At 34.8% G+C, this 14,695-nt stretch carries 13 protein-coding genes and 1 riboswitch; of the genes, 6 read left to right on the forward strand and 7 right to left on the reverse strand.

The features are described from left to right. Positions 1 to 404: 404 nt before the first annotated feature. Both NST63_RS03890 and NST63_RS03895 read left to right on the forward strand, forming a co-directional pair. The gene (locus NST63_RS03890) at positions 405 to 1,505 is read left to right on the forward strand and encodes an SEC-C metal-binding domain-containing protein (RefSeq protein ID WP_341041338.1); all 1,101 of its coding nucleotides are present in this window, start codon (positions 405 to 407) and stop codon (positions 1,503 to 1,505) included. Positions 1,506 to 1,694: 189 nt separating this feature from the next. Next, positions 1,695 to 2,195, forward strand: coding sequence for a cupin domain-containing protein (locus NST63_RS03895; RefSeq protein WP_078109624.1), 501 nt, complete (start codon positions 1,695 to 1,697; stop codon positions 2,193 to 2,195). Between the two features lie 405 nt (positions 2,196 to 2,600). Here NST63_RS03895 and NST63_RS03900 read toward each other — a convergent pair whose 3' ends face one another. Next, entirely contained in the window at positions 2,601 to 3,794 is a 1,194-nt protein-coding gene (locus tag NST63_RS03900; protein ID WP_341041340.1) for a nucleoside transporter C-terminal domain-containing protein, read from the reverse strand. Between the two features lie 170 nt (positions 3,795 to 3,964). Continuing rightward, a riboswitch (purine riboswitch) is annotated at positions 3,965 to 4,068 on the reverse strand. A 184-nt stretch (positions 4,069 to 4,252) separates the two neighbouring features. On the opposite strand from NST63_RS03900, the gene NST63_RS03905 reads away from it, so the two are divergent. Next, positions 4,253 to 5,188 carry a nucleoside hydrolase gene (locus NST63_RS03905; protein ID WP_058004720.1) on the forward strand — a complete coding sequence of 312 codons (936 nt, stop codon included), beginning with the start codon at positions 4,253 to 4,255 and terminating at the stop codon, positions 5,186 to 5,188. 47 nt (positions 5,189 to 5,235) lie between these two features. On the opposite strand, the gene NST63_RS03910 is transcribed toward NST63_RS03905, so the two are convergent. Next, positions 5,236 to 6,468 carry a helix-turn-helix domain-containing protein gene (locus NST63_RS03910; RefSeq protein ID WP_341041344.1) on the reverse strand — a complete coding sequence of 411 codons (1,233 nt, stop codon included), beginning with the start codon at positions 6,466 to 6,468 and terminating at the stop codon, positions 5,236 to 5,238. Between the two features lie 168 nt (positions 6,469 to 6,636). Between NST63_RS03910 and NST63_RS03915 the strand changes: the two genes are divergently transcribed. After that, complete coding sequence (locus tag NST63_RS03915) at positions 6,637 to 7,395, forward strand: SDR family NAD(P)-dependent oxidoreductase (protein ID WP_071974743.1); 759 nt, start codon at positions 6,637 to 6,639, stop codon at positions 7,393 to 7,395. Positions 7,396 to 7,494: 99 nt separating this feature from the next. Here NST63_RS03915 and NST63_RS03920 read toward each other — a convergent pair whose 3' ends face one another. From NST63_RS03920 to NST63_RS03940, 5 genes are all read right to left on the reverse strand, one after another. Continuing rightward, positions 7,495 to 7,923, reverse strand: coding sequence for a dUTP diphosphatase (locus tag NST63_RS03920; protein ID WP_180212244.1), 429 nt, complete (start codon positions 7,921 to 7,923; stop codon positions 7,495 to 7,497). 89 nt (positions 7,924 to 8,012) lie between these two features. Next, the gene (nrdF, locus tag NST63_RS03925) at positions 8,013 to 8,975 is read right to left on the reverse strand and encodes a class 1b ribonucleoside-diphosphate reductase subunit beta (RefSeq protein ID WP_078109619.1); all 963 of its coding nucleotides are present in this window, start codon (positions 8,973 to 8,975) and stop codon (positions 8,013 to 8,015) included. Between the two features lie 11 nt (positions 8,976 to 8,986). Then, the gene (nrdE, locus tag NST63_RS03930) at positions 8,987 to 11,179 is read right to left on the reverse strand and encodes a class 1b ribonucleoside-diphosphate reductase subunit alpha (RefSeq protein WP_341041345.1); all 2,193 of its coding nucleotides are present in this window, start codon (positions 11,177 to 11,179) and stop codon (positions 8,987 to 8,989) included. Further along, positions 11,151 to 11,531 carry a ribonucleotide reductase stimulatory protein gene (locus tag NST63_RS03935; protein WP_078109617.1) on the reverse strand — a complete coding sequence of 127 codons (381 nt, stop codon included), beginning with the start codon at positions 11,529 to 11,531 and terminating at the stop codon, positions 11,151 to 11,153. The genes nrdE and NST63_RS03935 overlap by 29 nt, the downstream gene beginning before the upstream one ends. Continuing rightward, positions 11,531 to 11,764, reverse strand: a complete 234-nt coding sequence (locus NST63_RS03940; protein ID WP_058004634.1) for a glutaredoxin domain-containing protein — start codon at positions 11,762 to 11,764, stop codon at positions 11,531 to 11,533. The genes NST63_RS03935 and NST63_RS03940 overlap by 1 nt, the downstream gene beginning before the upstream one ends. A gap of 337 nt (positions 11,765 to 12,101) precedes the next feature. On the opposite strand from NST63_RS03940, the gene NST63_RS03945 reads away from it, so the two are divergent. Together NST63_RS03945 and NST63_RS03950 are read left to right on the forward strand one after the other, a co-directional pair. Next, positions 12,102 to 14,165 (forward strand): PTS sugar transporter subunit IIA, encoded by a 2,064-nt coding sequence (locus NST63_RS03945; protein ID WP_180212241.1) that lies wholly within the window; start codon positions 12,102 to 12,104, stop codon positions 14,163 to 14,165. Between the two features lie 59 nt (positions 14,166 to 14,224). After that, entirely contained in the window at positions 14,225 to 14,671 is a 447-nt protein-coding gene (locus NST63_RS03950; RefSeq protein ID WP_078109615.1) for a PTS sugar transporter subunit IIA, read from the forward strand. Positions 14,672 to 14,695: the final 24 nt, after the last annotated feature.

Consider the following 14,695-nt stretch of genomic DNA (forward strand, 5'->3'; position numbering starts at 1 on the left):
GTCCCCGACTCAAACACGAAACATCGTCCAAGAGATATTTTTATGTGATTCTTCCCATGAAAATTATTTGACAAAGCTCCTATGATTGCTCACTATTATATATGGACAAATGGGGCAAAAAATTTTTGCCCCCATTTTTCTACAAATGATAGTAGTTTAGCTTTTTGAACAATACTCGCCCTTTGTGGGATACGTGCTGGATAAGGCTCATTGTAGGCAGTATATTGTCATCAGAATAGCAAAGAATGCGAAGTTCATAGTTTTTCTATGAGTTTTATGGGGCATTGCTGATCAATGACTTATTGAAGAGATAATGTACGTATGTGATGAAATGAAGAAGAATGGTGTCCATTTTTGGAATATATTTTACAACATAAGATTAGCAGAGGAAAGGTAAGTTGATTATGGCGAAGATAGGACGTAATGATTTATGTACATGTGGAAGCGGGAAAAAGTATAAAAAATGCTGTGGAAAAAATAATACGGTTGTATCAATGGAACATTTAATAGAAAAAGAACTATCTGATATCCAGATGGATATTATCAAATTTGCAATGAAAAATCATCAAGAAGAGATAGATGCGAATTTGGGTAAGTACCTGAAGGAATATGATGTTCCAAAAGAGGTGAAAGAATTATATTACTTCTTTAATCTATTATGGTTTATTACTTCCGTTGAGTTAAAAGGAAAGACGATTATAGCAGAGTATATCGACGAGCATATACATACGTTTAATAGACAAAAAATAAAGGATAGTTTACAAACATGGAGAAATGTGACCCCTTCTGTATTCAAAATTCAACAACAAGTGGAAAATGACTATGTGATCGTTCGAGACATCTTTACTAATGAGATAACAAAGGTGAAGGTGCTAGAAGAAGAACATAATATAGAACCAGAAGGCATGATCCTAGGAACCATCTTAACTGCAGGAGGAGAATCGTTCTTCTTTGCGACATTTTTAGATATGCCGGCTAGTACATCAGTAAGAATAGAAGAGGGCATCATTAATTTATATAAACGAAGTGGGAAAGCAACTCCTATTCACTTTATGTCTTCCTCATTTCTTGAGGTGCTAGATTACTTTTTATTTGGGCAAGTGGAAGTATCGATTGATGATTTAGAGTGGATAGCGCCACAGCATAAGGAAGTGGCAGTCGATTATCAAGAATATATGAAAGCATACCCACTTGGTGAAACTGCTACAGAAATGGGGATATTGCTTTGGCATAAATACTGCATGATGAAAAAACCATCCATTAAAAAGTCAGCTATTTATGAAGCAGCCTTGGTCTATCTAGTTGATAGAATTCTGTCGGTAGGGGGATCCCTCACACAAAAGAAATTAGCTGATGATTTTAATGTTTCAAGCAGTAGTATATCATCAAAATTTAAAGATCTTGAATATGTCCTTGTTGATGAAATTAAAAAATTGCATGACAAGCTTGAGCTAGATGAATTTAATTCTGGTGAAGCGGACACCATTAACGAAGTGTTAGGTTAAATAAGCATCCATAGTTCCACTAAGAAAAGAATGTTCCCTCATTGTATATACATTGTGGGGGGGCATTCTTTTTTTCTTAGTTGCTAGATATTTCTTCAAAGGACAAAAGTGCCCCTTTGGAGAACGACATAAATATTTGCTATACTTTCCTTATAAAGACGTTAAAACGTTGTTGAAAGGATTATGACAATGAAAAAAAGTGAAATAGAATATTGGATAGAAAAACTAGAATTGATTCCTCATCCAGAGGGTGGATTTTACAAGGAAACTTTTCAATCGGGGGAAAAGGTAAATATTTATGGTGAGCGAAAGCTTTATACAAGTATTTACTTTTTATTAAGATCTCAGGATGTTTCTCATTTTCACAGATTGAAATCGGATGAATTATGGTATTTCCATGCTGGAAGTCCGTTAACCATTCATATGATTCATGAAAACGGGGAATATGAGGAAGTTAAATTAGGATTGAATATTGAGAACGGAGAGGTGCCACAATTTTTAGTTCCGAAACACGCCATTTTCGGATCTTCAGTGTTGGAGAACGATACAGGTTCTTTAGTTGGATGTATGGTCTCCCCAGGATTTGATTTTCAGGATTTTGAACTTTTTACGCAGGCAGATCTTATTTCTCAATATCCTCAACATAAGGAAATAATTAAAAAGCTGGCTTATGAGAATCTTCCGGAATAAATAATTTTTTATAAAAATAGTCAAATAAAAGGGATAACCCACTTGGGAATCCCTTTATTTTTTTCCTCGCGATTTGTTTAGCATTCTGGATTTGGTGGGGGTACACAGATAAAAATGGATACCGCCTGAGTCTTTTAGAAAGGCTGTTTTCGCATGCTTTTGAAATGTTCAATTGCAGGTTTTCCAAAAAGGGATTCAGAGGTCTATGGAGTTTGCAGTTCTATTCTAAGTGAAATGAAAGAAAGAGCGTTCTTGAACTGATAGTTATTAGTAAAAACCTTCCTTAAATAGTAACAATGTTGGCGAAAATAGACTTTAGAATTTATACGCATAAGTTGCTTAAAAAAAAAGAAGGGGCTGTCTTTTCAGACAGCCCCTTAATGGCAATGATAAAATTAATTTCTATCACCAAACAAACAATCCAACAATCATCGCACTTAGTAAAGATACGGCCATACCACTGACTAAAAGCTTCCAAACATTTTTCCCGATAATACTTGAACTGCTTTCCCCGAAAATGGAGTTATATGTCCCATAGATCATGCCGACTGTACTAAAGTTGGCAAATGAGGTTAAGAATGTAACGGTTACGGCAACTGTATGTGGTGACATGTCTTTCAAATGGTTTTTTAAGTCCATCATGGCAACAAATTCGTTTGTTGAGATTTTTATTCCCATTAATGAGGCAACATACATGGCATCGTGACTTCCTAATCCAAGAAGGAAAGCGAATGGGCTGAAAATAATTCCGAAAATCTTTTGAATGGTTAAGCCATGAATGAAGAATCCGAGAATCCCGTTAAGACAAGTGGTTAATGCAACATATCCGATAACCATTGCTAGGATAACAATAACCATTTTAATTCCGACGAGCATACTGTTTGAAATCGTAGAGAAGAAGTCCTTTTTCTCCTCTTTCGGTGGAACATAGACAATATCCTCTTCTTTGCTAACATCAACAGGGTTTAAAATACTAGCTAATAGCAGGGCATTTAAACAGTTTAATGGAATCGCTGCAAATACGTATTCAGCTGGTACCATTGTTAAGTAAGCTCCGATGATGGAACCGCTGATACTGCTCATACTCATGATACCGAATGTTAGAAGTCGCTGGCTTTTTAACACCATTAGCTGCTCACGAATAACGGCTAATGCTTCTGTATTTCCTAAAAACATCATTTGAATAGAGAAGAAGCTTTCCATTTTTGGCAAACCAGAAATTTTTGAGATGACCCAGCCTACCTTATCAATGATCCAAGTCATAATTCCGAAATAAGATAAAATATCGAAGAATGTTACTATGAAAATGATTGGCATTAAAGCACTAAAGAAGAAATCAACGGTCTCATTTGCCATCACTGATGGAAAAGCAAACGAAATTCCAGCATTTGCACATGATACTAACCAAGTAAAGAATCTAGCAATTTGATTAATAATCCATGTTCCAACAGGGGTGCTTAACATAAACCATGTAATTATGAGTTCAACAATAAACAGACTAGCAAGCGGTCGCCACTTTATTTTTCGCTTAGCTGGTGAACAAAGGAATACAAGTCCTGCAACAATTAGTACACCTAGTATATTTAATAAAAAGAACAAGTCATCAACCCCAATTAAATGTTATTTGATAAATTAAAAAACCCTTATTCTTTCATACCTTCAGCCGACTGACAGAAAGCATGAAAAAATAAGAGTTTTTAAATAATTGGGATACTAAGAATTAGTTGCTCTTAAGGTAGGAGCAATTAATTAAATGTATTCATAATCTCTCATTATTCATACTTCCTTGTAGTCTAGCATTTTATCGGCTGCCAGGTAGAAACTATCAGACCATTACCACTGATATTATACAAGGATATTAATTTGTGTTTTTAAGAATAAACACATTCTAACTTAGAGTGGGGTATGAATCAATGGAAATATGAGATGTTTTAATATTTATATTATTATTAAAAGTTAGTTATGTAATTTTGTTAATAGTTGACAAGGTTCGAATTATTGATATATTAGAATAATCTTGTATAATGGGTGTGAAATCAATGGAAAAGGAGAACGACATGAAAAAGAATATTTATTTTAATCATGATGGTGGAGTCGATGACTTAATTTCGTTATTCTTATTGTTGAAAATGGAGAATGTTAAGCTAACGGGTGTATCGGTTATTCCAGCAGATTGCTATTTGGAGCCTGCTGTGTTTGCAAGTAGAAAAATCATTGATCGCTTCGGACAGGGTGGTCTGGATGTAGCCGAATCCAATTCTCGTGGGAAAAATCCTTTTCCAAAAGATTGGCGTATGCATGCATTTTATGTCGATGCTTTGCCTATTTTAAATGAATCAGGAAAAGTCGAAACTCCTGTAGCTGAGAAGCCTGCACATCTTCATATGATTGATTGCCTTCGAGCGACAGAGGGGAAAACGACTTTATTATTTACTGGGCCACTTACTGATCTTGCCCGTGCATTAGATGTAGCACCTGATATTGAGGAGAAAATTGAACGACTTGTTTGGATGGGAGGCACTTTCCGTGAAGCAGGAAATGTAGCCGAGCCTGAGCATGATGGGACTGCGGAATGGAATGTATTTTGGGATCCGGAAGCAGCTGGACGTGTATGGGAATCGAAGATAGAAATTGATTTAGTCGCCCTTGAAAGCACGAACCAAGTACCACTCACGGTTGATGTTCGGAATCGTTGGGCAGCGGAGCGTAAATACATTGGTGTCGACTTTCTTGGCCAATGCTATGCAATGGTACCACCACTTGTGCACTTTGCAACCAACTCAACCTATTATTTATGGGATGTGTTAACAACGGCATTTGTTGGCAATAGTGATCTTGTGAAGGTTAAACGGATCAACAGCATTGTTCACACAAATGGACCAAGCCAAGGCCGAACAGTTGAAACAGATGAGGGTCGTCCAGTCAATCTCGTTTACGATGTAAATCGTGATGAATTCTTTGACTATATAACAGAATTGGCTAAACAAGCGTAATTGTTCTTTACTACTTTAAAGCAGTGGGGGTCTGACCCCCACTGCTTTTATTGTTTGTCATTTCGATATTGTTTTGGAGTGAGTCCGGTGAATTTTTTGAATATCTTGATGAAGTAGCTTTGGTCGTTGAAGCTTAGCCATGCACTGATGTCGGTGATTGGGTAATTGGTTAGTGTTAGTAGCTTTTTTGCTTCGTCTATTCGTTGTTGTTGAATATATTCACTGATAGATTGGCCTACTTCCTTTTTAAAGAGAGAGGATAGATAATTTGAACTTAAGTGACTGATCTCGGCTAGTTGATCCAATGTAATATCCTCATACAAATGGTTATAGATGTACTGTTGACAGATTGTGATGGCCGTAGAATATTTTTGTTGATTGGCTTCGCATACTCGATTAGTGAAGTCATAAATGGCCTCTTCCATCAACGTTAATATTGCGTTTATGTGTTCCAGCTCTTCTAGCTGTTGAATATAGAAATCACTTAATGTGAACGCGGTTTCTTCATTTAATCCACCTTCAATTGCTGCTCTACATACAAGGGCAATTCCAGTAATCATTAAATTCTTTTCGCTTCTTATACGGCTCCGTTTAGATAATAAGCCTAGCTCCGCTTCCCCTACAATCGAGTAATTGATGATTTCCTTTAATTGATCTTTACGACCTTTTCTTACATAGTCCAGTAGCACTCTTTCATAGGAAAGATTTGTATGAAAAATAGAATTTCGCCGACCTTTTGAGAGTTCAAGCTCGGAATTTTCAATTTGAGCATGAAAGGATGCGAGCTCCTTGTTATTTTGAATCACTAATGAAGAATCTAATGGTTGATGATAGATCATGTAATAAACTAATAAACTGAGTGAAAGAAATGCAGGTTGATCAATGATGGGTAATGATTGATAAAATTCAATCAGTTTTCTTTTATTAGGGTTGTCTTTATATGTATCCATAATAATACGAATGCTCTCATCGGATATTTCACTTTTTAAAGATGGACCAATGATAAGGGAACCTAAATATTGCTTGCTTTCCTGCAGGTGAATAATAAAAAAATTCATTTCTGCTTTCGTAAAAAAGATAGGGAACTCCTCTGGATTCTTCTGATAGGAATGGACAACTAGTAGTTCCTTCAACGGAATATAATAGGGTCCATTTCGAATGTCACTTGATAAATATTCATATTCAAATTCTTGGAATGAATTAAGAAAAAACACCGAAATTTGATGGGTATCATGTAAAAGTTTGCAAATATATGGTAAATCAGTTAAGGAGTTTTTCATCTGATTTCCTCATTTCGTATGTTGTATCAAAAAAATGAAAGCGATTATATTTTTTATCTATATATTAAAAAAATACTATTTTGCGTAAAAAAGTACAATAAATCAATATGATTAAGTAATACAATTTTCTATGTAAACCAAGTCAAAAAAGATAGGGGAGAAAAAAACATGGAATTATTAAACAAAATTGCAATTATAACTGGCGCTGGAAGTGGGATTGGAAGAGCGAGTAGTCTTAAACTTGCAAATAATGGTGCAAAGGTTGTATTAGTAGATTTCAACAAGGAATCAGGGGAAGAAACATTAAAGTTGGTAAAAGAACAGGGTGGAGAAGGAATCTTTGTTCAAGCAGATGTATCTAAAAGTGAAGATGTAAAGCGTTATGTTAATGAGGCAGTTGAAACATTTGGACGTATTGATATTTTCTTCAACAATGCAGGGATCATTCAAAAGTTTGCTCCACTTACTGAAATAGAGGAATCAGAATTTGATCGTCTAGTTTCTGTTAATATAAAAGGTGTGTTTTTAGGATTGCAACATGTGATAAAAGTGATGGAAAGCCAAGGAAGCGGTTCAATCATTAATACTGCATCAACGGCTGGTATCCGCAGTGAACACAGCCTAGCAGCTTACTCTGCGACAAAACATGCGGTAGTTGGTTTAACGAAATCAGCTTCATTGGAATATGTGAAAAAGGGCATTCGTATTAATGCCATTTGCCCTGGTGGTGTTCAAACAGGTATCACAAAAAGTGTGGCAGAAATGTTTGAAACATCTGGTTATGTTCCAGAAGAAATTCCAAACATGAGAATCGGTCGTTATGCCGAACCTGAAGAATTAGCAGAAATGGTTTCCTTCCTAGCATCGGATCGTGCAAGCTATATGACAGGATCCATTGTTGTTGTCGATGGCGGCTTAACATTATAAAAAATTCGAAAGTCAAATAGATGTGAAAAGCCCTGTCCGAGATTATCTCAGCAGGGCTTTCAGTCATTTTATGAGCAGCTGTTTCAAGCAAATACAAGCTTATTTCACTCCAGTGGAACCTAGTCCACCTCTGTTTTCATTTCCTAAGTGGTCAACCTCTATTAGTTCAACAGCTGGCATTTTTTCCATGATTCTAAATTGGCAAATTCGATCGTTGAATTCAATGACAGTATCGCGTAAGGCATATGCGGGGAAAAACCATTGGTCATTATCACCTTTATAAGATTCATCAATAACTCCCATCGAATTGGTTTCAATTATCCCAAAGTTTTTGAATGTGCTTGAACGTGGGACAATATGTGCTTCATAGCCTTCAGGTATTTCCATAGCTACCCCTAGTGGAATTAATTTAAATTCATCCTTTTTCATTTCAATTGTTTGCGCTGCACGTAAATCTAACCAGTCACCTTGCACAATTTTATTAATTCTCGTTAATTTTTCATCAAAATACTTTATCTTAATTTGCATGATAGTTCTCCTTTTCTATTGAATAAAAAATAGGGTCGTCCAAAAAGCGAAGGGGTCAGACCCCCAAGACAACCCTATCTATCATTTGCTTAATAGTTATAATCTGATTCCTTCATATCTTCCACAACGGAAAGTAAATAGCCATTCCCAACTGTTGAGAAGAAATCATGATTGGTTGTTCCCGTAGATAATCCATTCATGACAATCGGGTTCACGTCATCCGCGGAATCTGGGAAAAGAGGTGATAAGCCTAGATTCATTAATGCTTTATTTGCATTGTATCGTAAGAACACTTTAACATCCTCTGTCCAACCAACTTCATCATATAAAGCTTCTGTATATTTCACTTCGTTCTCATATAATTGATAAAGCAATGAATAAGTCCAAGATTTGATTTCTTCTTTTTCCGTATCTGATAATTGATCAAAGCCGATCTTAAATTTATATCCAATGTATGCACCATGTGCTGATTCATCTCTAATGATCAGCTTAATGACTTCAGCAACATTAATTAATTTTGCTCTTCCTAAATAATATAATGGCGTGTAGAACCCTGAGTAGAATAAAAATGACTCTAAGAAAACACTGGCAACTTTCTTTTCAAGCGGCGTACCATTCTTATATATTTCGTCAATGATCCGTGCTTTATTTTGCAGAAGATCATTTTCTCTAGCCCATCTAAATATATCGTCAATTTCTTTTTTCGTATTCAATGTACTAAAAATAGATGAGTAGCTTCGTGCATGCTCAGATTCCATAAATTGAATATTATTTAGGACGGCGATCTCATGTTGTGTTTTTGCATCTTTTCTCAATGCATCGATTCCGTTTTCTGATTGAAGGGTATCTAGCATGGTTAATCCGCCAAATACTTTTTCCACCAAACGCTTCTCAGGGTCCGGCAATTTTGTCCAATCCGATTTATCCTTTGATACAGGCATACGAGTTGATAACCAAAATTGTTCAGTTAATTTCTCATACGTAATTTTATCTAACATATCTTCTATATTGTTCCAATTTATCGCTTCATAATAATCCCATTCTTTTGACATTCGAATCCTCCTTAAATACTGCACGATTCACAATAATTAGCTCCAACCTCGGTTCCATCATCCGTATAGGTTCTAATATAGTAAACCGACTTAATCCCTTGTTTCCAAGCATAGTTTCTTAAGATACTTAAGTCTCTAGTTGTTTTCTTAGTAGGATATTCGCTATCAATTTTCCATTCATACATTCCGTATGGGAGTTCTGATCTCAAAAATAAAGTCATACTTAAACCTTGATCAACATGTTTTTGGGCAGTGGCATAGGTGTCGATAATTTTCCTTTGATCAATATCATAGGCAGATTCATAGTAAGGAATCGTTTCATTAGATAGATAAGGTGCAGGATAATAAACCTTACCGCGTTTTCCTTCTGTACGTTCCTCAATTCGTTGCGTAATTGGGTGGATGGATGCAGTCGCTTCGTTGACATATGAAATCGATCCTGTTGGTGCAACTGCGAGTCTATAGGCATTATAAAGTCCATGCTCCATGACTGACTCTTTTAATTGAAGCCAATCCTTGTGACGAGGGATAAAGATATCTTTAAATAAATCTTTAACTTTCTCATGCTTAAACTCGAATTCAGGCTCCTCTAAATACTTGTTAAAATATTCACCCGTAGCATATTTTGATTTTTCAAATTCACTAAAAACTTGTCCAGTTTCTATTGAAATATTATTGCTTTCTACTAAAGTCCAATAGTTTAATAGCATGAAATAAATATCAGTGAATTCTAATGCTTCAGGAGAACCATAATGAATTTTACTTTTTGCTAAAAACCCATGTAAATTCATAGCCCCTAAACCTACTGAATGGTACATATCATTCCCATTTTTAACAGGAGGAACAACATCAATTTTTGAATTGTCTGTTACGTAAGTTAAGGCACGGAGCATCGTTCTTACAGATTTTCCAAAGTCAGGTGACGACATTAAGTTGACGACATTCGTTGATCCTAAATTACAGCTAACATCGTTTCCTAAAATTTCATAGGTTTGATCATTATTAATCATTGAGTCTCTTTGCACTTGGAAAATTTCTGTACATAAATTGGACATGATCACTTTTCCATCAATCGGATTTGCACGATTAACTGTATCAATATTGATGATATAAGGATATCCACTTTCATTTTGCAGATTACTAATTTCAGTCTCTAAATCCCTAGCTTTGATTTTTGATTTACGAATATTAGGATTTTCAACCATTTTGTCATATTCTTTAGTGATATCAATATAAGCGAATGGTTTGCCATAAACCTTTTCGACATCATGTGGTGAGAATAGATACATATAGTCATTGTTCTTAATTAATTCATAGAATTTATCTGGAACGATTAAACCAAGTGAGAGTGTTTTAATCCGTACTTTCTCATCCGCATTTTCTTTACGAACAGATAGGAAGTCTACAATGTCGGGATGGAAGACATTTAAATAAACGACACCCGCGCCATCTCTGGCACCACCTTGATTGGCATAGGAAAAGGCATCTTCAAACAATTTCATAACAGGTACGACCCCATCAGCCAATCCATAAACCCCTCTAATTGGATCGTTATTCGCACGAATATTGGATAAACTAATACCAACACCACCGCCTAATTTCGAAAGCTGCAATGCTGAATTAATACTTCTACCAATTGAGTTCATATCATCTGATACGGTTAATAAGAAGCATGAAACCATTTCTCCCGCTCTTTTTTTACCGATATTTAAAAAGGTAGGTGTAGCAGGTTGATATCGTTGATGAATTAATTCATCGGCAAAGTCTAATGCCAATTGTTCATTGCCATCCGCTAATGCAAGGGCATTAAATGCTAATCTATCTTCATATCTTTCTAGAAATCTTTTACCATCATTCGTTTTCATGGCATATTGTGAATAAAACTTATATGCGCCCATAAAGGTGCGAAAACGGAATTTTTTATTATAAATCTTTTTGAATAATTTTTTAACAAAATCGCGAGTATATTTTGTTAAGAAGTCTTCTTTAATGTATTCATTTTCAACTAGATAGTCTAATTTTTCATCTAATGTATAGAAGAAAACGGTATTTGGGTTAACATATTCTAAAAAGTATGCTTTTACAGCTTCTTTATCTTTATCTAATTGAATTCTCCCGTCCTTCGGTATATTCAAAAGGTTATTTAAAGTAAAGAATGTATCCTCTTTTACTTTTTTACTTAACGCTGGCGATTCCAAATTCATTCACTTCCTTCTTAAAATTAATGATATCGTTATCGGTTCCACTAAATTCAAATGTAAAAATTAATGGTTTTCTATATTTTAATGATAGATCCTTTGCATTAAAGCAATATTTATCATCATAATTTAAACTTCCACTACCTACAAATCCTTTTAGATAGTCTTGATTATTTTTATAATCGATAAATGAACTAATAATTTCTGTAATATCGTCATCATAGGAAGGGGCAATGACGATGAAATCCTCGTTAATCTCTGATAATGGATTGGTGTAACTAAGTTCAAAAGAGTCAAAACCAGTTCTCCTTACAAAGTTTCGAACATTACCAGTTAACGAAAGATAAACAATTAGCATTAATTAGCAAGTTCCTTTAATTTATCAGGTTGAAAACCAGTAAATGGTTCTTGCCCCTCTACTACCACAACTGGCATTTGACGAAGCCCTAGTGTATTAACAACAAAATCATATGCCTTTTGATCCTCTTCCACATTAAATGTGTCAAACTCAATACCTTCCCCCTTCAAAACTACCTTCGTCATCTCACACTGAGGACAACCATTCTTTGTATACACCGTAACTTTCGACATAATCTATACCACCATTCTACATATTTTTCATATCATATTATGTAATTATAACAACTCCCTCTCACGATTTCATCAAAAGGAATTTTTAAAATTTTTTGGGGGTCAGACCCCCACTGCTTTAAAGTGGTAAAATATCAACATGTAAAGCTAGATGATACATGGTCTACAGGGATTTTTTATTTTGTTGTGATATTAACAGTATGATTGTTTATTGATTTTTTGGAATGTTTTTGTAAATCACAATATTGAACAGTAAATGTTCATTAAGCTTGGATGAAATCGTTTACAGTGTTGGAAAAATAGGAGTTATAATGAATGCGAGGGAGGAGGCGATCGGTTGAGATTGAATGAAAGAGATCAATTGATTTTAAATGAGTTGTTTAATGATCCTAGTACGACAAGCATGATCTTAGAGCAAAAATATCAATTATCCCGTAGACAACTTGGATATAGTATCGACAAAATCAATAAATATCTCTTGGATCATAATCTTCCTGTTATTGAAAGAACAAGGAAAGCACATTTTATCATTGATCGAACTATTTTTGAGAAATTTAATGTGGCGAATGAAAGTAAAAAGCAAAAAGAGGATGAGGTTCTATTCACGGAGGAACAACGTCTAAATATGATCATTTCGCTACTTATATTGTCTACGGAAGAACTGTCTTTGAATCATTTTACTTCATATTTAAAAGTTAGCAAAAATACAGTACTGAGTGATTTAAAGCTAGTACAGAAACAATTGGAGGAGGAATATGGATTAATCATTCGTTATTCGAGAAAGAGTGGATATGTAATAGAAGGGAAGGAATTTCAAATCCGAAAACTTCTTATCCATATTATTAGTATGATGTGGAATGTACATGCAGGAGAGCGCAGATTGAAAGAAATGGCAGGAGTAAATGATCAACAATTACTTAAATTTTCTAAGAGGGTAGAGAAGGTAGAAAATAAGCTAAATCTTAAATTTACCGATGAAAAAATAAAAATGATGCCTATGATCCTCATATTTATTCTAAAAAGAATAGAAAAAGGAAATATAATCGATTCATTTTCCATTAATTATGAGGAATTATCTAATACAAAGGAATATCAGGCAACAGAAGAAATTCTATACGATTATCCTAAGATACCAGAAACAGAACGTCTATTTATCACTTTACATTTGCTAACAACAAATGTCGTTTCATCAGACGATATGCTAGAAGATAGGATTCCAAACTTACTCCCTGCCATTGATCGGATGCTCCGAAAATTTGAGAAAAGAGCGTGCATTTATTTCGAAGATCGAGAACAGCTTCTAGATAAATTGTTACAGCATATTAAACCTGCTTATTATCGAATCAAATATCACTTAACAGATAAAATTTACATGCAAGGTACACTTCAGGATGAGATGAAAGAAATGCATCACTTAGTCAAGCAATCAACAAAACCGCTAGAAAGTTTAATAGGAATAGAAATACCGGAGCATGAAACAATCTATATTACAATGCTTATCGGCGGTTGGATGAAGAAGCAGGGAGAGAGCATTGAACGAAAAGTTAAAGCTGTCGTTGTTTGCCCGCAAGGTATATCTGTTTCGAAGCTTATGTACAATGAAATGGTCGAATTATTTCCAGAATTTATTTTCTTAGATAATTTATCTGTAAGGGAGTTCCTAAATTATCCATTAGAATATGATGTAGTTTTCTCCCCTACATATTTAGAGACCAATAAGAAGTTGTTTGTTACAAAGGTCGTACTTGGAAAAGAAGAAAAGAATCGACTAAGAAAACAGGTGATGCTAACGGTTCATGGTTATGTTCCAACTGATATCGATGAGAACGAGCTTATGCGAATTATATCTAATTATGCAGAAATAAAAAATGAAAAGGCATTGAAAAAAGAGCTAAAGAGATATATTCATCGTGATATGAACACAACCGTAGTTAATAGTAGAAAAGCGGATCATGTCATTCAATTAAATGAATTATTAGTTCCAGAAACGATTACTTTACTTGATACAGTTGATTCATGGGAGAGCGCGATTAGGATTTGTGCCAAACCGTTAGTCGAAGGAAAAAAAGTAGAACCACGATATGTAGATGCAATGATACGGAATAGTTTACAGGATTCATATATTGTCATTGGTCCTAATATAGCTATTCCTCACGCTGCCCCAGAAGATGGGGTCAATCAGGTAGGAATGAGCTTACTATGCCTAAAACAAAGTGTTCCCTATGGAAATAGTAAAATGAATCTAATAGTTGTCATTGCAACGAAGGATAAGCAAGAGCATATTCATGCTTTAATGCAATTGATGAAATTAGCAGGCTCAAGGGAAGATAGAGAACAATTAGTTAAAGCAACTTCCATTAAAGTGGTTAGTAAAATCATTGACAACTATTCGGGAGATTAAAGGGTTCTTAAGTCTATAAATGGTAATAAGTTGAATCCTGAGAAGGGAGTTAATGGGGAATGAATATGTTGTTTAAAGCTAAGGTGAGAGCAGAAAAGGATAGAGAAGTGATTAAGAGGCTAGGTAAACAATTATATGAAGAAGGCTATGTAAAGGATTCCTATATTGGAGCTGTAATAGAAAGGGAAAAAGAATTACCTACAGGGCTTAAAACCGGAAGTATTAATGTAGCAATCCCTCATACAGATATTATGCATGTGAACGAAACGTTTTTGGCTATAGCAACTCTAGAAAATCCTGTTAAATTTCGATTGATGGAAGATCCTTCACAAGAAGTGGACATAGATATTGTATTTCTCCTCGGTGTAAAGCAACCAAAGGAACAGACAAAATTATTAAGTGCATTAATGGCTATTTTTAAGGATGACCAATCTTTAGAAAAGATAAAAAATGCACAAAGTGAAGAAGATTGCAATGAAATATTAAAGCTAGTACAAATCCAATAGTTCAAAAAAATTAGGAGGAAATTG

It is taken from the genome of Heyndrickxia sp. FSL W8-0496 (genome assembly GCF_038007825.1).
In the GTDB taxonomy this organism is placed as follows: Bacteria; Bacillota; Bacilli; order Bacillales; family Bacillaceae_C; genus Heyndrickxia; species Heyndrickxia oleronia.